16 protein-coding genes are annotated in these 19,053 nt (G+C 66.6%); 8 read left to right on the top strand and 8 right to left on the bottom strand.

The genetic code is table 11. From position 1 onward, the window contains the following. Window positions 1-80 precede the first annotated feature (80 nt). Entirely contained in the window at window positions 81-1,814 is a 1,734-nt protein-coding gene (locus ACZY0R_RS06920; protein WP_488857723.1) for a lactate permease LctP family transporter, read from the top strand. A gap of 48 nt (window positions 1,815-1,862) precedes the next feature. On the opposite strand, the gene ACZY0R_RS06925 is transcribed toward ACZY0R_RS06920, so the two are convergent. The 4 genes from ACZY0R_RS06925 to ACZY0R_RS06940 form a co-directional block, all read right to left on the bottom strand. Next, window positions 1,863-3,014, bottom strand: coding sequence for a CaiB/BaiF CoA transferase family protein (locus ACZY0R_RS06925; RefSeq protein ID WP_488857724.1), 1,152 nt, complete (start codon window positions 3,012-3,014; stop codon window positions 1,863-1,865). A 61-nt stretch (window positions 3,015-3,075) separates the two neighbouring features. Then, window positions 3,076-3,528, bottom strand: coding sequence for a PaaI family thioesterase (locus ACZY0R_RS06930; RefSeq protein WP_488857725.1), 453 nt, complete (start codon window positions 3,526-3,528; stop codon window positions 3,076-3,078). A gap of 238 nt (window positions 3,529-3,766) precedes the next feature. Continuing rightward, complete coding sequence (locus tag ACZY0R_RS06935) at window positions 3,767-4,747, bottom strand: Bug family tripartite tricarboxylate transporter substrate binding protein (RefSeq protein ID WP_488857726.1); 981 nt, start codon at window positions 4,745-4,747, stop codon at window positions 3,767-3,769. A gap of 112 nt (window positions 4,748-4,859) precedes the next feature. Further along, window positions 4,860-6,668 carry an acyl-CoA dehydrogenase family protein gene (locus ACZY0R_RS06940; RefSeq protein ID WP_488857727.1) on the bottom strand — a complete coding sequence of 603 codons (1,809 nt, stop codon included), beginning with the start codon at window positions 6,666-6,668 and terminating at the stop codon, window positions 4,860-4,862. Window positions 6,669-6,963: 295 nt separating this feature from the next. Between ACZY0R_RS06940 and ACZY0R_RS06945 the strand changes: the two genes are divergently transcribed. Then, window positions 6,964-7,836, top strand: a complete 873-nt coding sequence (locus ACZY0R_RS06945; RefSeq protein WP_488857728.1) for a LysR family transcriptional regulator — start codon at window positions 6,964-6,966, stop codon at window positions 7,834-7,836. 285 nt (window positions 7,837-8,121) lie between these two features. On the opposite strand, the gene ACZY0R_RS06950 is transcribed toward ACZY0R_RS06945, so the two are convergent. Continuing rightward, window positions 8,122-8,421 carry an antibiotic biosynthesis monooxygenase family protein gene (locus tag ACZY0R_RS06950; RefSeq protein ID WP_035862620.1) on the bottom strand — a complete coding sequence of 100 codons (300 nt, stop codon included), beginning with the start codon at window positions 8,419-8,421 and terminating at the stop codon, window positions 8,122-8,124. Between the two features lie 303 nt (window positions 8,422-8,724). Here ACZY0R_RS06950 and ACZY0R_RS06955 point away from each other — a divergent pair, with 303 nt between their 5' ends. Genes ACZY0R_RS06955 through ACZY0R_RS06965 form a run of 3 tightly spaced genes read left to right on the top strand, consistent with a single transcriptional unit; the run spans window position 8,725 to window position 11,258 of the window. Beyond that, a complete protein-coding gene (locus ACZY0R_RS06955) occupies window positions 8,725-9,030 on the top strand; it encodes a FeoA family protein (protein ID WP_045240923.1) in 306 nt (101 codons plus the stop codon). Window positions 9,031-9,049: 19 nt separating this feature from the next. Next, window positions 9,050-10,921 (top strand): ferrous iron transport protein B, encoded by a 1,872-nt coding sequence (feoB, locus tag ACZY0R_RS06960; RefSeq protein WP_488857729.1) that lies wholly within the window; start codon window positions 9,050-9,052, stop codon window positions 10,919-10,921. Between the two features lie 16 nt (window positions 10,922-10,937). Continuing rightward, entirely contained in the window at window positions 10,938-11,258 is a 321-nt protein-coding gene (locus ACZY0R_RS06965) for a DUF6587 family protein (RefSeq protein ID WP_488857730.1), read from the top strand. A 370-nt stretch (window positions 11,259-11,628) separates the two neighbouring features. Here the strand turns inward: ACZY0R_RS06965 and ACZY0R_RS06970 are convergent, their stop codons facing one another. Beyond that, window positions 11,629-12,654 carry a hypothetical protein gene (locus tag ACZY0R_RS06970; RefSeq protein ID WP_488857731.1) on the bottom strand — a complete coding sequence of 342 codons (1,026 nt, stop codon included), beginning with the start codon at window positions 12,652-12,654 and terminating at the stop codon, window positions 11,629-11,631. On the opposite strand from ACZY0R_RS06970, the gene ACZY0R_RS06975 reads away from it, so the two are divergent. The 3 genes from ACZY0R_RS06975 (at window position 12,632) to ACZY0R_RS06985 (ending at window position 16,397) form a co-directional block, all read left to right on the top strand. Beyond that, window positions 12,632-13,036, top strand: a complete 405-nt coding sequence (locus ACZY0R_RS06975; RefSeq protein ID WP_488857732.1) for a hypothetical protein — start codon at window positions 12,632-12,634, stop codon at window positions 13,034-13,036. The genes ACZY0R_RS06970 and ACZY0R_RS06975 overlap by 23 nt on opposite strands. Before the next feature lie 656 nt (window positions 13,037-13,692). Beyond that, complete coding sequence (leuA, locus tag ACZY0R_RS06980; RefSeq protein ID WP_488859551.1) at window positions 13,693-15,390, top strand: 2-isopropylmalate synthase; 1,698 nt, start codon at window positions 13,693-13,695, stop codon at window positions 15,388-15,390. A 359-nt stretch (window positions 15,391-15,749) separates the two neighbouring features. Next, complete coding sequence (locus ACZY0R_RS06985) at window positions 15,750-16,397, top strand: OmpW/AlkL family protein (RefSeq protein WP_488857733.1); 648 nt, start codon at window positions 15,750-15,752, stop codon at window positions 16,395-16,397. Window positions 16,398-16,482: 85 nt separating this feature from the next. Here ACZY0R_RS06985 and ACZY0R_RS06990 read toward each other — a convergent pair whose 3' ends face one another. After that, the gene (locus ACZY0R_RS06990) at window positions 16,483-17,178 is read right to left on the bottom strand and encodes an HD-GYP domain-containing protein (RefSeq protein WP_488857734.1); all 696 of its coding nucleotides are present in this window, start codon (window positions 17,176-17,178) and stop codon (window positions 16,483-16,485) included. 340 nt (window positions 17,179-17,518) lie between these two features. Next, on the bottom strand, window positions 17,519-19,015 hold the full coding sequence (locus ACZY0R_RS06995) for an AMP nucleosidase (protein ID WP_156176992.1): 1,497 nt from the start codon (window positions 19,013-19,015) through the stop codon (window positions 17,519-17,521). Between the last annotated feature and the right edge of the window lie 38 nt (window positions 19,016-19,053).

Raw genomic sequence — 19,053 nt, forward strand, 5'->3', positions numbered from 1 at the left:
CAGACAACAAAGAACAAACGCAAACACCAAAACGCCCCAAAGCAAATTCATCCAAACGCAATCCCCGGAGGAGACCCACCGTGCAACCCTGGACCCAGATCTACACACCGCTAGGCAGCCTATGGCTGTCCGCGCTAGCAGCCGCGCTACCCATCCTCTTCTTCTTCCTCGCCCTGGCGGTGCTCCGCATGAAGGGCCACGTGGCGGCAGCCATCACGCTACTGCTCGCGCTAGGCGTGGCGGTCTTCGCCTACGGCATGCCCGTGCCGCAGGCACTGGCCGCCGCTGGCTTCGGCTTCGCCTACGGCCTGTGGCCGATCGCGTGGATCATCGTGACCGCGGTGTTCCTCTACAAGGTCGTGGTGAAGACCGGGCAGTTCGACATCATCCGCGCATCCGTGCTGGCCATCACCGATGACCAGCGCCTGCAGATGCTGCTGATCGGCTTCGCCTTCGGCGCCTTCCTGGAAGGCGCCGCGGGCTTCGGCGCGCCGGTGGCGATCACCGCGGCGCTGCTGGTCGGCCTGGGCTTCAACCCGCTCTACGCGGCGGGCCTGTGCCTGATCGCCAATACGGCGCCGGTGGCCTTCGGCGCCATGGGCATTCCCATCATCGTTGCGGGCCAGGTGACCGGCATCGACGCCATGCACATCGGCGCGATGGCGGGCCGGCAATTGCCGCTGCTGTCGCTGGCGGTGCCGTTCTGGCTGGTATTCATCATGGACGGCAAGCGCGGCGTGAAAGAGACGTGGCCGGCGGCGCTGGTGACCGGCGCCAGCTTTTCGGTGACGCAGTATTTCACCTCGAACCACATCGGGCCCGAGTTGCCGGACATCACCTCGGCGCTGGTGAGCCTGGTGTCGCTGACGCTGTTCCTGAAGGTGTGGCAGCCGAAGCGCGCAAGCCAGCGTGCCGGCGGCGTGGTGGCGACCGGCAGCGGTGGTGCCGCCGCGCTGGCGCGCATGGGCAGCGGGCTCGCCGCTGGCGCCGGTGCCGTCGGCAACGGCGCGGGCGACAATCGCCGCGCCTCGCCCTATACCGTGGCGCAGACCGTGCGCGCCTGGGCGCCGTTCGGCATCCTGACCGCCATCGTTACCGTGTGGAGCCTGCAACCGTTCAAGGCGCTGTTCGCCAGCAACGGCGCGCTGGCCGGCTGGGTGCTGAAGTTCCATGTGCCGGCACTGGACCAGTTGGTGATCAAGGCAGCGCCGATCGTGGCGCAGCCCAAGGCCTACGAGGCAGTGCTCAAGCTGGACCTGGTATCGGCGGTGGGCACCGCCATCCTGCTGACCGCGCTGATCTCCGCCGTGCTGCTGCGCATGAAGCCGCGCGATGCGCTGGCCACCTTCGGCGAGACGCTGGCGGAACTGCGCCGCCCGATCCTGTCGATCGGGCTGGTGCTGGCGTTTGCGTTCGTCGCTAACTACTCGGGCATGTCGTCGACGCTGGCGTTGCTGCTGGCCGGCACCGGCGCGGCCTTTCCGTTCTTCTCGCCCTTCCTGGGCTGGCTGGGCGTGTTCCTGACCGGTTCGGATACGTCGTCCAATGCGCTGTTCTGCTCGCTGCAGAGCACCACCGCGCACCAGATCGGCGTGTCCGACACGCTGCTGGTGGCGGCCAACACCACCGGCGGCGTGACCGGCAAGATGATCTCGCCGCAATCGATCGCGGTGGCCTGCGCGGCGACCGGGCTGGTGGGCAAGGAATCGGAGTTGTTCCGCTTCACCGTGAAGCACAGCCTGCTGTTCGCGGTGATCGTGGGCATCATCACCGTGCTGCAGGCTTACGTGTTCACGGGCATGGTGCCGCACTGAGCGGACACCGGCGCCTGCCGCGTGCAACGCGCGGCGGGCGCGGCGACGTTACTCGCTATCGTTGGCGGCGTCGCGCGGCAGGAACTGGTCGCCCTCGACCAGCGGCGCGTAGCGGTAGGTGGCCGGCGTGCGGCTCAGCTTGATGGGCGCGCCCAGTCCCTTGTAGCCATCCGCCATCTCCACCACCATCTCGCGGTGAACGGTGTGCGGATGCTGCAAGGCGTCGGCCACCGACAGCACCGGCGCGCATGGCACGCCGGCAGCCACCAGAGTATCGGCCAGCACCTTCCCATCCAGCTTGCCCATGCGGGCTTCCAGTTCCACCTTCAGCAAGGCACGGTTGACCGAACGCGCGCCCGCCGTGGCGTAGCGTTCGTCGTCGGCCAGCGCGGCCAGGTCCAGGTGCTCGCACAGGATGCGGAACTGCCGGTCGTTGCCGACCGCTAGGAAGATCGGGTCGGTGGCGGTGGCGACGGTGTCGTAGGGATAGATATTCGGGTGTGCGTTGCCGGTGCGGGTGGGCTCCTTGCCGTTCATGAACCAGTTCGCGGCATGCGGGTGCAGCAGCGACAGTCCCGAGTCGTACAGCGCCGCCTCGACGAACTGGCCGCGTCCGCTGCGCTCGCGCTCCTGCAGCGCCAGCAGCACGCCCAGCGCGGCATTCAGCCCGGTCACCATATCCACCACCGGCAAACCCACGCGCAGCGGATCGCCGCCGGCTTCGCCGTTGATGCTCATGATGCCTGCCATGGCCTGGATCGCCGCGTCGTAGCCGGGCAAGCCGCCCAGCGGGCCATCGGCGCCAAAGCCCGAGACCCGGCAGTGCACCAGGCGCGGGAAGCGCGCCGACAGCGCGTCAAAGCCCAGGCCCCACTTTTCCAGCGTGCCGGTCTTGAAGTTCTCGACCAGCACGTCGGCATCCGCCAGCAAGGCGAGCAGCACTTCGCGGTCGGCGTCGGTGGTGAGGTCCAGGCGCATCACGCGCTTGTTGCGGTTGAGCCCGAAGTAGTACGAGGCCACGCCATCCTTGAACGGAGGCCCCCAGGTGCGCGTGTCGTCGCCCTGGGGCGGTTCGATCTTGAGCACGTCGGCACCATGGTCGCCGAGGATCTGGCCGCAGAACGGGCCACCCAGGATGCGGGAGAGATCGACCACGCGGATGCCGGCGAGGGCGCCGGGGGGGGCAGGGAGTTTGCTCATGAGATGGGTTTCCGTAGCTGCGGCGATTGGCGGTTGACGGTTGACGAATGGCGTCTGTTGCTCAGGCAGCCGCGGGAGCGCGCTCGAGCAGCTTGAAGGTGCCGGTGGCCAGCGCCAGCAACTCGCCCTGCTCGTCGCGGATCTCGCCGCGCGCGAAGCACAGGGAGCGGCCACGCCGCTCGCACCAGGCGGTAGCGGTCAGCTCGCCGCGTCCGGGCGCCGTGAAATGCACCGACAGGTCGATCGTCGCCACGCCGTAGCGCCGGGGATCGTGGCCGCGCGCGGCGCAGGCCAGCGTGCAGTCGAGCAGGGTGGCCAGTGCGCCGCCATGCACGTCGCCGCGGCTGTTGGTGTGGTCCGGGTGATAGGGCATGCGCACGCGCGCTTTTTTGGCGTCGATGTGCACGCCAGTCAGCCCGAAGACGCGGGCCATCGGCATCGGCAGGGCGAACAGCAGGCCTGGCGCCTCACCGGCGAATTCGTTGACGGGCGCGGGCTTGGATAGATCGGTCATATACGGCGGGGTCGGTTGGAGGCGGTAAGGAAACGCGGGAACGAGGGACGGTCATGAAGTCCGGAGCGGGCACCGCTGCTTTGTTGTGCCCACGAACAGGCCTTCATGCCATGAGGTGCGCAGAAACGCACGCTCGTTCGCAAACAACGATACTACAGCCGAACCGGCCATCGTTCATAGCCTTGCCTGGCCAGCTTCACCACCGGGGCGGCAGCGTAGCCGCCCCGGCGCGGTTTGCTCAGTCCAGCTGCGCGCCCGATTTTTGCACCACGCCGCGCCATTTGGTCACCTCCGCCTTGACGAAGCTGCCGAGCTGCTCCGGCGTCGTCGACGGCGCGAGTTCCAGGCCCTGCGCGAGCAAGGTCTTGCGCACTTCGGGCTGTTGCAGCGCATCGGCAAAGGCATGATTGAGCCTGGTGATGACCGCCGGCGGCGTGCCGGCCGGCGCGACCACGCCGAAGAACACGGAGACATCGAAGCCGGGCACGCCCTGCTCGGCCACGGTGGGCACATCGGGCAGCGCCTGCGAGCGGCCCTTGGTGGTCACGCCCAGCACGCGCACCTTTCCGCTCTTGATAAAGGGCAGCGCGGTGAGCACATCGGTGAAGGCCATGCTGACCTGCCCTCCAAGCAGGTCGTTGAGCGCGGGACCGGTGCCCTTGTAGGGGATATGGCGGAAGTCGGTACCGGCCAGGTTGTTGAACAGCACGCCGGCGAGGTGCGAGGACGCGCCGTTGCCGGAGGAGGCATAGGTGAGCTTGCCGGGATGCACCTTGCCGTACGCGATCAGTTCGCTCACGTTCTTGGCGGGCACGGATGGGTTGACCACCAGCACGTTAGGCAACTGCCCGATCTGGATCACCGGCGCAAAGCTCTTTACCGGGTCGTAGTTGATCTTGCGGTACAGGCTGACATTGATCGCCAGCGGGGCCGAGGTGCCGAACATCAGCGTGTAGCCATCCGGCTCGGCGCGCGCCACCGCTTCGGCGCCGATATTGCCGCCGGCGCCGGCGCGGTTTTCCACCACCACGGTCTGGCCGAGGCTGCCCTTGAGCGCGGACGCCAGGGTGCGCGCCATCACGTCGGTGGGCCCGCCGGGCGGGTAGGTCACGATCATCATGATCGGCTTGGACGGGAATTCCTTCTGCGCCAGCGCGGGGGCCACGCCCACGCAGAGGGTGCAGGCGGCGACGGCCGCGATGCGTTGCCAGAGGGTCATGCTTGTCTCCTGGTTTAGGTCTTCTTCCGCCGGGCAGCCGATGCTGCGGCGGCGTGCGCGGCGCCGGAGGGCGCCGCGGGGGCTTGTCGGTTTGCGGTTTTGCGGTGCTGCGTCAGAAGAGGTTGACCTGGTCCACCTCGCCGGTGGCGCTCACGGCGCCGTCGTCGCGCGGCGCGACGGTGTCGGCCAGCCAGTAGGGTTCGGCCTCGCCGGCCAGCGGATCCTGGGGCAGCACGCGATGGAGCAGCACCAGCTGGGCTAGGCGCATGCGCCGTACCGAGCCGATGCGGCCGGCTTCCCACGCCATGGCGACCGCGCTGGTGACGTGGTACAGCGCGGAGGCGGCTTGGCGGGCAAGCACATCGCCATCGGCGCCGGCTTCGGCTGCGCGGTCGGCCAGCGTGCTGGCACGGGCGACGGCCCTGGTGAACGCAGCGCGCGCCGTGGGATGCATCGGCGTGGCTTGCAGCAGGCCTGCCAGGTGGGCTTCGAGCACCGACAATGCGCCTTCGCGGCGGATCGCGCGCAGCACATCCAGGGCGACGATATTGCTGGTGCCTTCCCAGATCGAGCCAAGATGCGCGTCGCGCACCAGGCGCGGATCGCTCCATTCCTCGATATAGCCGCAGCCGCCACGCATTTCCATGGCGTCGCCGGTGACCTTGCGCGCATCGCGGCAGGCGCGGAACTTGATCAGCGGCGTCAGCACGCGCATCAGCGGATAAGCATCGGCCTCGCCGGCATCGGCGCGGCGCAGTGCCTCGGCGGTCTGGAACACCATGGTGCGGGCCTGCTCGGTGGGCAGCACGAGCTTGAGCAACTGGCGGCGCATCAGCGGCATGTCCAGCAGGCGCTTGCCGAAGGCGCGGCGCTCGCGCGCGATGAACTGGCCCTCGGACAGGGCGCGGCGCATCAGGCCGGCCGCGCGCACGCCGTTGGACAGGCGCGAGTTGTTGATCATGTCGGCCATCTGCACGAAGCCCCGGCCCAGTTCGCCCACCAGGTAGGCATGGGCGCCCTCGAGGCGGATCTCGCCGCTGGCCATGGACCGTGTGCCGAGCTTGTCCTTCAGGCGGATGATGCGGTAGTGATTGGCGCTGCCGTCGGCCAGTGTGCGCGGCAGCAGGAACAGCGACACGCCCTTGATGCCGGGAGCGGCCTCGCCGTTCTCGTCTTCGACGCGGGCCAGCACCATCGCCAGCGCGGCGTCCGGGTTGGAGCAGAACCACTTGTCGCCCGACAGGCGCCAGCCGCCTTCGGCCTGCGCGTCGCGGGCGGCGCGCGTGGTGGTCGCGGCCACGTCGGAGCCGGCGCCCTGCTCGGTCATGAACATGGCGCCCTGGTACAGGTCCTCGAAGACCTGGGTGGTGAGATTGGGCAGGAAGCGCTCGACCACCGCCGGATCGCCGAACTTGCGCAGCGTGCGCGTGAGCGAATCGGTCATCGACAGCGGGCAGCACAGGCCGAACTCGGCCTGCACGAACAGGTAGGTCAGCGCATACTTGGCCGCGGCGGGCATCGGCTTGTCCCAGCCGAGCACGCCGCCGCGGTGCGATGCTGCCGCCAGGCCGAACTCGGAGAACGCTACCTTCTCAAGCTCCACGTAAGCGGGATGCTTATCGATGCGTTGCGCATCGATGCCGGTGCGGGTCCGGTGCGACAAGGTGGGCTTGTTCTGGTCGGCGATATGCGCGAGTTCGTCCAGCACGCCGCCGGCCAGCGCGCCCATGCGATCGAGGTGGGGCAGCAGGTGGGCGAACAGGTCGGCCGGGAGATACAGCGGCAACAGCGCGCGAAGATCCGGATCGCTGGCAAACAGGTTGACGCCCTGCTGGTCCGGCACCGGATGGGCTGGCGTGGCCGTGGCGGCGGGTGCGGTGGTGGCGGAAGTGGCAGTTTGGCGCGCTGCGCTGGTCTGCATGAGGTGTCTCCTGAGTTTGCCGGCGCGTGACGCCGGGTCCAAAGCCAGACCGGCCCCTGGGCGGACGCTCCAGGCTGCTGGCGGGCGGTTCTTGCGCGGTGTGGTGGTTTTGCTGTCTCTTGCTGTTCGTTTTGTGCTTTTACCGGCCGTTTTAGCGGGCAGGGCACCTGCGTGGACCCTGGGCCGTGGCATCGCGCGCGGGGCGGCGGACGGATGCTTTGCCTGCATTATTCAAAGCCCGGCGATTCGTGTCTAATTCTAAAATTGGCTTGGTCCATATAATTTCTGTATCGCCATGGAATTCCGTCACCTGCGCTACTTCCTGGTGCTCGCCGAGGAACTGCACTTCGGCCGTGCCGCACGCCGCCTGTCGATCTCCCAGCCGCCGCTGTCGCTCAATATCCAGCAGCTGGAAGCTTCGGTGGGCGCCCGCCTGTTCGAGCGCGACAGCCGCGGCGTGCGCCTGACCGCCGCCGGCCGGGCCTTCCGGGAATCGGCCAGCGCGCTGCTGGCGCAGGCCGAGGAGGCCCGCCTGCTGGCGCGCGAGATCGAGGCCGGCGCGGTGGGACGGCTGCGCATCGGCTTCGTCGGCTCGATGTTGTACCGTGGCCTGCCCCAGCGCCTGCGCGCGTTCCAGGCCAGCTACCCCGGCATCCAGGTGGCGCTGACTGAACTCAACTCGCAGGAGCAGATCGACGCGCTGCTGCACGACGGGCTGGACGCCGGCTTCATCCACACCAACCGCGTCCCGGACGAGCTCGCCACCGCGCTGGTGCATAGCGAGCCGTTCCTGTGCTGCGTGCCCGACGACCATCCGCTGGCCGGACAAGCCTCCGTAGCGCTTGGCGAGCTGCGTGGCGAGCCTTTCGTGCTGTTCTCGCGCAAGGCTTCGCCCGACTATTACAACCGGATCTTCGAGATGTGCGCGGCGCAGGGCTTTTATCCGCAGATCCGGCATGAGGTGCGGCACTGGCTGTCGGTGGTGTCGCTGGTGTCGCAAGGCACCGGGGTTGCCGTGGTACCGGCGGCATTGCAGCACTCGGCGATGGCGGGGGCGGTGTTCCTGCCGCTGGCACAGGCGACAGTGCCGTCGGAGGTGTATTGCGTGTGGAAGGCCGGGCCGGATGATCCGGCGAGGGACCGGTTCCTGGAGATGGTGAGGGGATGATGCAGGAGGACGGCGCGGCAGTTCACGCAGGGTGCTTTCGGGTTTGAGTGGGCATCGCAGCGCCCCTTTGGCGAAAGCTCCGGCACAAGAAGAAAATGCCACCTGCTTTACCGGCAGGTGGCACGTCAAATACGCGTGGAACGGGGTGTTCAGCGTGCAAACAGCTTACCCCCTGGCTATGCCCCCACCAATAACGCAATTGCGTTATTCGCCCCCCTCCCGCAGCGGGGGACTGAAGCAGGGGAAAAGCGCCGGCAGCCCGGGCATCCCCGGCTGCCGCCGGCCTCAGAACCCTTCGACCGCGACGCTCGCATGCCCGACATTGGGCGCCGCCGCGAAGTATTCGCCAACCAGCTTGCGCCACTCGGTGAAATCCTCGGATTCGCGGAAATCGACCATATGGTTCTCGACCGTTTCCCACTTCACTTCGAGGGTGTAGTGCGAGGGATTCTCGATCGACCTGAGCAGGCGCATGGCGTGACAGCCGCGGGCGCGCTTGAAGAGCGGCGCCGCCTTCGCCACACCTGCCTCGAACGCCGATTCCGAACCCGGCTTGATCTGGAACTGCGCTATTTCGAAAATCATGTCTTGTGCTCCCTGTTAGCGTGGCTTGGCCGCCCTGGGCCAGCGCCGGGTGTGTGCCGACTCGCATTCTATGACAGGGGGCAGCATCCCGTCGCGCGACGCTGTCCGTCCCCCGGCAATGTCCGTTTCCACAACCGCAGGTGCCCGTTACCAACGGAAGATTGGCGGCAGCAATAAGGCAACGGCCCGAAAGCCGAACACAGGCATGCAAATCGGCTACAATAGGAACGATTTTCATTTACCAACCCTGGTGTGAGTTTGCCGACCGCGTGCCGTGCCTCGCGCCAACGGACTGGAAGCCACATGCGGTTGTCTGACCTTGCGCGGCGCACCGCCGCTGTCATCGTGTCTGTCGATGACAACTCTCCTAACGATCCGGTAGCACGCCGCCTGCGCGAACTCGGCTTTGTGCCGGGCGAAGCCGTACAGGTCATTGCGCTGGGACCGTTCGGCATGGATCCCCTTGTCGCCCAGGTTGGCTTTACCCGGTTTGCATTGCGCCGCGCCGAAGCGGCCCGCATTACCGTGGAAGCGGTCAGCGCTTCCGTCTCCAGCATCACGCCGGCAGCGCAGCCCGACGCGCCCGCCGCCAAACGCTCCGCTGCCTGACCGGGCACCTGCCAAGAATATGTCTGTCGCCTCCCCGACTTCCGCTTCCCAGCGTCCCGCTTTGCGCGTTGCGCTGGTGGGCAATCCCAACTGCGGCAAGACCGCCCTGTTCAATCGCCTGACCGGCAGCCGCCAGAAGGTGGCCAACTATGCGGGCGTCACCGTCGAGCGCAAGGAAGGCCATTTCGTTTCGCCGGCCGGGCGCCAGGTGCGGGTGCTCGACCTGCCGGGTGCATATAGCCTGCACGCGGCCAGCCTGGACGAAGCCATCACGCGCGATATCTGCCTGGGGCAGCGCCCGGGCGAGCCGCGCCCCGACCTGCTGGTGTCGGTGGTGGATGCCACCAACCTGCGCCTGCACCTGCGCTTTGTGCTGGAGCTGCGCCGCCTCGGCCTGCCGATGGTGCTGGTGCTCAATATGAGCGACGCCGCGGCCAAGCGCGGCATCCACATCGATCGCGACAAGCTGTCCGCCGCGCTCGGCGTGCCGGTGGTGGAGACGGTGGCCGTCAAGCGCAATGGCGCCGCCAACCTGCTGGCCGCGCTCGACGCCGCCCTGCCCGCGGCGCCGCAGGCCGCCGCCGAAAGCGCTTCCGACCTGGACGTCCACCAGGAGGTCAAGCGCCTGCTGGATGCGTCCGTCACGATGCCGGCGCGCACCGCCGCCATGGACGACCGGCTCGACCGCATCCTGCTGCACCCGGTGTTCGGGCTGCTGATCCTGGCCGTGCTGCTGTTCCTGATGTTCCAGGCGGTGTTCTCATGGGCAGCGCCGCTGATGGACGGCATCGAGGGCGGCGTGCACTGGTTCGGCGAGATCGTCGGCAGCCACCTGCCAGAAGGCATGCTGCGCAGCCTGCTGGTGGATGGCCTGATTGCCGGCCTGGGCGCCGTCGTCGTATTCCTGCCGCAGATCCTGATCCTGTTCCTCTTCATCCTGACGCTGGAAGAATCCGGCTACCTGCCGCGCGCAGCCTTCCTGCTCGACCGGCTGATGATGGGCGCGGGCTTGTCCGGCCGTTCCTTTATCCCGCTGCTGTCGAGCTTTGCCTGCGCGATTCCCGGCATCATGGCCACGCGCACCATCCAGGACCCGCGCGACCGCCTCGCGACCATCCTGGTGGCGCCGCTGATGACCTGCTCCGCGCGCCTGCCGGTATACGCGCTGCTGATCGGCGCCTTCATCCCGGCGCGCACGGTGATGGGGCTGTTCAACCTGCAGGGGCTCGTGCTGTTTGCGCTCTATGTGGCGGGCATCGTGAGCGCACTGGTGGTGGCCTATGTGCTGAAGTATTTCCGCCGCGACCGCACCGACCACCCGCTGCTGATGGAGCTGCCCTCGTACCGCATCCCCAATGCGCGCGACGTGGCGATCGGCCTGTGGGAGCGTGCCCGCATCTTCCTGTCCCGCGTGGGCAAGGTGATCCTGACGCTGACGGTGCTGCTGTGGTTCCTGGCCACCTTCCCGTCGCCGCCGGACGGCGCCACCGCCCCGGCCATCGACTACAGCTTCGCCGGCATGATCGGCCGCGCGCTGGAGCATGTCTTCGCGCCGGTGGGCTTCAACTGGCAGATCTGCATTGCCCTGGTGCCCGGCCTGGCCGCGCGCGAAGTCGCCGTGGGCGCGCTGGCCACCGTCTATGCCCTGTCGGGCAGCGAGGACGCGATGGCCAGCCAGCTGGCACCGATGATCGCCGCGCAATGGTCGCTCGCCACCGCTTTGTCGCTGCTGGCGTGGTTCGTGTTCGCGCCGCAGTGCATCTCCACGCTGGCGGTGATCCGGCGCGAGACCGGCTCCTGGAAGGTGATGGCGGCCTCGACTGCCTACCTGGCGGGGCTGGGCTACGTGGCAGCCTTTGCCACATACCGCATCGCCCTGATGTTCAGCTAACCAGCAGCGCCCAGCCATGAACTTCTACCACGCCGTCGAAACCCTGCTCGTACCCTTGATCGTGCTGGTCTGCGCGTTCTCCGTGCTGGCGCGCTATGCGCCGCGCACGCGCGAGCGGGTCAAGGCGTGGCTGGCGGCGAGCCTGGGCGGCAGCGCCGCCACTGGCTGGCGCCAGCGCGCCGTGGCATGGCTGGCACCGCAGGCCGCGGCCGGCTGCGCCAGCGGCTGCGACAGCGGCGGGTGCAATACCTGCGACTCCAGCGCGGCGCAGGGCGAGCAGCCGGCGCCCGGCAAACAGGCCGGCGAGCAGGTCATCCGCTTCGTGGCCAAGCGCTGAAACACCCTCAAGACCCATCGCGAACCCTGTTTCCGATCCACGCAGAAACGCACGCAGAAACGGGTACGCCCTGGGTTCGCCGGGGCTGAATCCCGCCTTTTCCCGCTTCCTTCCCCCTCCGCCTGCGCCGGTCTTTCTCTTCCCGCCAGGAAGCCCGGGCCAGGCAGTCTCCACGGTATTGCGCCAAGGTCCAGGCTCTCATGCGCGAGCAGTTGCCGGATTCCCACCGCGTTACGGTATGTTCCCGATTGCCAGGCCAACCTCTCCTTGCTTGTGCAGTGCGCCGACAATGACAACGACGCCCGGCAGATAAGTATGCCGGGCGCCGCGTCAAAGCTGAGAAGGCGTACAGGAAGACCTGGCCCTCGTATCAGATCACCGTTCCCGGAATCGTGATCGAGATCGGCTGCAACTCGGGGCCTGCCGTGCAGGTTGCCGTCACGGAGAAGTCGCCAAGCGCCAGGGGCGTCACTACGATCTGCGCGGCATCGACGCCAGGCCCGAACGTTACGTTGGCGCTGCTGGTCCAGCTCCAGCCGGTGCAGTTGAGGGACGGGCTTGCCGCACCGAAGAACATAAGCTTGGCGCTGACTGGAATGGGCACCGGCAGCGACAGCAGCAGCTTCAGGGGCTGCGGCCCGCTATACACCAGCGCCCATTTCGGCTGCTCCGTCACCGTCAGGCTGGCCTTGGGCGTACTGGATATCTTGGAGCTTGCAGCCGTCACCAGCATCTGGCTCTGCACGGTGGGCGTGCCGATCACGATATTGCTGCTCACCACGGCTTGCCGCGTGGCCGGAGTCGCGGAGACGGACAGCGTCGGCGAAGCGATCGCGTAGCTCCAGGTGCCGTCGAAGTCCGCGGTGGAATCATGTGAGTCGCTGCGGATCACGCGGGCGCCAAAGGTCTGCGGATAGCCATTGAGCACGGTCAGCGTACTGATCGGCGTTCCCCCCTGCGACAGTTCGAGCTGGTACGTGTAGCTGGTGTTCTTCTGCACCGTCACCAGCATTTGCCCGCTGACAGGACTGCCGTTGGGCGCGGTGACCGACACGGTAACCGTGCCGACCGCTTCGGTCGTATCAGAGCTGTTGACCCCCTTGAGCGAAGCCGAGTTCTGCGCGGCACTGACTTGCACGTTGGAAATCGAACTGGCCCAGGCCCAGTCATGCACGGCCGCGCTGACGTCGTTGCCGTTGCCATCGACCAGCTTCGCCGTGACTGGCTGCACCTGGCCGTCGACCAGCGACAGGACCGGATTCGACAGCGCCAGGTTGTAGCTGACAGTGCCCGGCTGCACTGTCACCGTCGCGGTCTGTGCGGGCAACTGCGTGGTGGTGTTGTCGGCCGCCTTGACGCTGGCGACCACCTGGATGGTGGCCGTACCCACCGCCATGCCTGTCACGGTGGCGCTGCCGTTTGCAGCGGCGGCAGGGATCACGGTGGCCACTGTATTGGCTGACGAAGTCCAGGCGAAGGTGGTGGAAGAGGTCACGTCCGTGCCCTTGCTGTCCACCACCGAGGCTGACATCGAAATGCTGCGTCCCACGCCCACCTGTCCCGAGGTCATCGTGAGCGTTACCGAGTATTTCAACGGTGTCGTATCGGCCGCGGTGCTCGCCGTGCTGGGCGCGGCCGAACTTCCCCCGCCGCCCCCGCCACCGCAACCCGCCACCAGCAATGCCATGGCGCCACAGGCCAGCCATGCTGGCCACCTCTTGGTGTTTGTCATGATGTCTCCCCCGTATGGCGTCCTGTCCGCGAGCCATGCCGAATGAGGCAAAAGGCGCAGGTGCCGAATCTCGTTTTCCGGACGCGCCAGCTGAGAAAATGGCGGAATCTCTGGTCACGTCGCTTACCAGACTAGTCAGGATGTGCGGGCTGCTGTACCAGCCATACGGTTGAGGGTTCCAGGCTTATGTGCGGCAGCGCTCATCCCCGCGCCGCCATGCGTCAGGGTGAAATGCGAAACGCGCACCTTTGCGGTTCAGGCCCGCCCGAAGGCGATGCGGCGGCGCCCTTGACGCCCGCGCGTCAACTCGACTACTCTTGCCAGATGCTTGCCGCTTCGCTGGCGACAGGCATGCAACGCAAGTGAACAGCGCAACCACGGAAGCCGCGCCATCCGGACCGCTTCCCGCACCGCACGCAATGCACCAAGCCACCTGCTCCCACCGCCAGGCCGCCGATGCTTCCAGCATCGCCGCAGCCGTGCGCGTGCCGGCAGCAGGCCGTGTGCCGGGCACCGCCTTTGCTCCGGCGCTATCGGCGCCGCGTCTCTCCTCCTCGCTACTGCTAGACCTACTGATCGGTTGCCGGGCCTAGTGCCTCGTGGCAGTTCGGCAGCCTCGCGCCACCCTTTTTCCGCCATGGCGTTTTGGCGCTCTGGCGTATTGTGTCTTGCATCTTCCCGCGAGGAAGGAGAACCGTCATGATGTTGCGCAACCCCGCCGCCAAGTACCGCCCCGCCATCGCCGTCGATATCGCCGACCGCACCTGGCCTGACCAGCGCATCACGCGCGCGCCGATCTGGATGAGCACCGATCTGCGCGATGGCAACCAGGCCCTGATCGAGCCGATGAACCCGCAGCGCAAACTCCGTTTCTTCGAGCAACTGGTAAAGATCGGCCTGAAGCAGATCGAGGTGGCGTTCCCCTCGGCATCGCAGACCGATTTCGATTTCGTGCGGATGCTGATCGAGGAAGACCGCATTCCGGATGACGTGACCATCGTGGTGCTGACGCAGGCGCGCAAGGACCTGATCCGTCGCACCATCGATTCCGTGCGCGGCGCGGCTCGCGCCGTGGTGCATCTCTACAATCCCATCGCTCCCGCGTTTCGCCGCATCGTGTTCGGTGCCAGCCGCGAGGAGGTCAAAGAGATCGCCCTGGGGGGCACGCGGCTGATCAAGGCTTTGACCGATGCCATGCCCGAGACGGCATGGAGCTACGAATACTCGCCAGAAACCTTCAGCATGACCGAGCTGGATTTCTCGCTCGAGGTCTGCGATGCGGTGTCCGCGATCTGGCAGCCGAGCGCTGCGCGCCCCCTGATCCTGAACCTGCCGACCACGGTGGAATGCAGCACGCCCAATATCTTCGCCGACCAGATCGAATGGATGCACCGCCATCTCGCAAGGCGCGCTGACATCGTGCTGTCGGTCCATCCGCACAATGACCGCGGCACCGCGGTGGCTGCCGCCGAGCTGGCCGTGATGGCCGGCGCGGATCGCGTGGAGGGTTGCCTGTTTGGCAGTGGCGAGCGTACCGGTAATGTGGACCTGGTCACGCTGGCGCTGAATCTCTACACGCAGGGCGTGGACCCTGGGCTCGACTTTTCCGATATCGACGAAGTGCGCCATTGCGTGGAGCATTGCAACCAGCTTCCGGTGCATCCGCGGCACCCCTATGTGGGCGACCTCGTCTTCACGGCCTTCTCGGGCTCGCATCAGGACGCGATCCGCAAAGGCTTCGCCCAGCAGAAACCTGACGAGATCTGGGAAGTGCCCTACCTGCCGATCGACCCGGCCGACCTTGGCCGCAGCTACGACGCGGTGATCCGCGTCAACAGCCAGTCCGGCAAGGGCGGCATGGCCTACCTGCTGGAACAGGTGCATGGCATCTATATGCCGCGGCGCCTGCAGATCGAGTTCAGCCGCGCAGTGCAGGCGATGACCGACGAGAGCGGGCTCGAAGCCAGCGCCGACGACCTCTACGGCTTGTTCCAGCGCGAGTATCTCGAACACGCGGCGCCGTTGCGCTATGTTGGCCACCAGATGGTGTCCGATAGCGAAGGCCAGGTGGAAATCGAAGTGGCATTGCTGCGCGACGGCGAGTCCGTCAGCGTGCGCGGCCGGGGTAACGGCCCGATCGATGCTTTCGTCGGCGCCTTCGCCGGCGCGCTCGACGCGCCGGTACGTGTGATGGATTACCACGAGCACGCGCTGTCGTCCGGCGCCAATGCCGCTGCGGCTTGCTATGTGGAAGTGCGTGTTGGCGATTCCGCCACCGGCTTCGGCGCCGGCATCGATGCCAATATTGTCACGGCGTCGCTCAAGGCAGTGGTGTCCGGCGTGAACCGCCACCTGCGCGCCACTGGCCAGTCGCAACGCGAGGAAGCCCTGGCCGGCTGAAGTCCGCCGCGGAAAAACCGGTGTGCCCCGCCCCCACGGGGCACACCCGGAAAGACGCCCTTGGCGGGACGCCCACGACATGCTCGTTGCTTGACTGTGTGCACAGCGTAAGGGGCGCCGGTGCCGGATGCCACGAATATTTGCGCATGTCCTTAGAACCCTGGACCAGGATAGGAAATGCAAAAGTCAGGCGGCTTGCCCGCGATCCCGCCTGACAACCAGACAGCGGCTGTGGCGACGCTGCGACGCGTACGTACGCGCGCGCCACCGATGCAGTGCTTCTTGCTTTCGGTCAAGGCTTGGCTGGGAACCCTACGCCACACTGTGCGTGAAGTTTCCTACTACACGAGCCAACCATCATGAAGAAGCGTCTGTCCTCCCGCCTTTCCACAACCGTTGTTGCTGCCATCGCCCTGCTCGGCAGCGTTGCCGCGGCGCCCGCCATGGCCGCGCCCGACGAAACCCAGGGCAACTGGATGGTGCGCCTGCGCGCCACCTATCTGGACATGGCCGACAAGTCGGACCCGATCGGCGGCGTTGGCGCATCAGACCGCATCACCGTCAACAACAAGTGGATCCCGGAACTCGACGTCACCTACTTCTTCACACCACACATCGCCGCGGAACTGGTGCTGACCGTGCCGCAGAAGCAGAACGTCTACCTTGATGGCAACAAGATCGGTTCCTTCACCCACCTGCCGCCGACGCTGCTGGTGCAATATCACTTCATCCCCAACGGTACCTTCCGTCCCTATGTGGGCGCGGGCCTGAACTTCACGCGGATCTGGGGCGCCGACATCGCCAATAACTCGCTATCGCTCGACAGCTGGAGTGTGGCGCCTGCCTTGCAGATCGGCATGGACTACAAGCTCACCAAAAACTGGTTCCTCAATGCCGACATCAAGAAGGTGTGGCTGTCGAGCGACGTCAAGGCGGCCGGCGTCAAGGTCTCGAACGTGAGCCTGGATCCGTGGCTGTTCAGCATGGGTGTGGGCTACCGCTTCTAAACACCTCGAACACGTCGAGCCCTTCGAACGCCTCGGACGCCTCGGACGCTTTTACCGGGCTTCCAGGCGCGCGGCAGATCCCCCGTCAGGCCCTAGCTTGACGGGGGATCTGCCGCAATGCATCGCGATTCAAGCCGTAGAAGCGCGCGACCACGGCCATCTCGGAGCCGACGCTGAGCAGCGCTTGCGCCGACTGCCGGCTGTGCAAGACCTGCGGGATGTTGGCGAGGAAGACGCTCGTCACGTCCGGGTCGAATTGCGTGCCCGACCCAGCCGAGACGATGGACAGTGCATCGTCGTCCGTCATGCGGGGGCGATAGCAACGCGCCTCGGTCATCGCGTCGAAGGCATCGGCAATCGCCACGATGCGAGCGGCCAGCGGGATTTCCTGGCCGGCCAGCCCGCACGGATAGCCCGTGCCGTCAAAGCGCTCATGGTGATGATGCGCGACCTGCGATGCGAGCCGCATCAGGCCATTCGAACTACCCGCAAGCAGGTTCGCGCCGATCTCGGCGTGGCGCTCGATCACCTGTCTTTCTTCGGGAAGCAACTTGCCGGGCTTGAGCAGCACGGCGTCCGGGATGGCGAGCTTGCCGACGTCGTGCGCCGGCGAAGCGAGCCGTATGCGCTCACACTCCTCGGCACGCAGTCCGACCATTTCCGCAAGGCCGGCCGCAATCGTCGCGGTGCGAACCAGATGGCCAGAAGCATGCGGATAACGCAAGCAGCCTGCCAGCGTCAGGCTGGCCAGCGTAACGACCGCATGGTGGTTCGTAGTCATAGTTCTGAAGTGGTGCAGATCGCAACGGCGCCGGCATGGCCAGGTGGATGCCATGCCGGGCAATCGCGGCATTCGCCGCATGAGGGCGAATGGAATCTGGCAAAGCGCGAGATTCTATGCCGGGACTGGGTTGTCGCCAATAGGCAATGGCCGGTTATCGCCAGGGATCCTGGCGAAACACGCGCTTGGTGGGCCGACAACGTGGTGAGCGGGAACAAGGAATGCGATGGACCGCCAGTGCGAACGTACGCCACCTCGCACGTCGATGAGAGCGCACCAAAGGAAGAAAGGCCCCGCATCGCGGGGCCTCTTGCATTGCAGCCTTCCCGAGGAATCCCGCCTAGCGGAACGCCGGTTCGTCGAAGCTACGCAGCTTGCGCGAGTGCAATTGTTCGGCACCACCTTCGCGCAAGATACGAATCGCTTCCAGCCCGATCGACATATGCTGGCTCACCCGCTGCCGGTAGAACGCATTCGCCATGCCCCGCAGCTTGAGCTCACCGTGCAGCGGCTTGTCGGACACGCACAGCAGCGTGCCGTACGGCACCCGCAGGCGGAAGCCGTTGGCCGCGACCGTAGCGCTCTCCATATCGATGGCGATGGCACGCGACTGGTTGAAGCGGGCGTACAGCGCCTTGGACTTCAGCTCCCAGTTGCGGTCGTCGGTGGAAACCACCGTGCCGGTGCGCATGCGGGTTTTCATTTCATTGCCGGACAAGCCCGTCACTCGCACCACGGCCTCCTGCAGCGCGACCTGGATTTCGGCGATGGGAGGTACCGGTACCCACGGCGGCAGGTCATGATCGAGCACGTGATCGTCGCGCACATAGGCGTGCGCCAGCACGTAGTCGCCCAGTTGCTGCGAGCGGCGCAGGCCGCCGCAATGGCCGACCATCAGCCAGCAGTGCGGGCGCAGCACGGCAAGGTGGTCGGTCATGGTCTTGGCGTTGGACGGACCCACGCCGATATTGACCAGCGTGACACCGAGCTTGTCCTCGCGCATCAGGTGATAGGCGGGCATCTGCGGCAGCGCGCGCGGACGCTGGGCGTCGTCGGGCTCGGCCGCGCCGCGCTCCTGGATCACGTCGCCGGGTTCGACGAAGCGCACGTAGCCGTCGGCGCCCTGCGCATCCTCGGCCCCCATCAGCGAGCGGCCAAGCGCGATGAATTCATCGACGTAGCGCTGGTAGTTGGTGAACAGCACGAAGCGCTGGAAGTGCTGTGGCGCGGTGCCGGTGTAGTGGTAGAGACGCTGCAGCGCCAGGTCCACGCGCTCGCCGGGGAACATCGAAAGCGGCCAGGCCTCGCCCGCCACCGGCTCATAGGTACCGTTGGCGATGGCGTCGTCGATGCGGCTCAGCTCGGGCAGCACGAAGGAGGCTTCCAGCTCGCGCGCCTGGGTGTAGCTGATGTCCGTGGTGGAGGCTTCGATGACGAAGGGCAGCGGGATCGGGCGCCGGCTCACGCCGACCACCACGGGCACGCGGTGGTAGCGTATCAGGCGCTCGATCTGGTCCCGGTAGTAATCCGCCAACAGTTCGGGCCGGGTGACCGTGGTGCCGTACACGCCGGGGTAGGCAACCGTGCCCCAGGATGGCCGGCTGTCGGTGACCATGGTTTCGAGATTGACCGAGATGCCGAGGTAGGGGTAACAGGCATGTGCCGCTGACGGCAGCGGCTGTCCCTTGGCAAAGGCATCGAAGCGCGCGCGGATGGCGCCGACCGAGGCATCGTAGATTTCACGGATGCGGGCCAGCGCGGCGTCGGCGTCGCTGAACTCGGCCAGCTGATCGGCCGGATGGGCGGAAGAGAAGATCGAGGCATTCATGGTGTCCATGATACCCCGCCACAGCATGGTAGCAACATGGCCTGTCG

This window comes from Cupriavidus sp. F041, assembly GCF_057814235.1.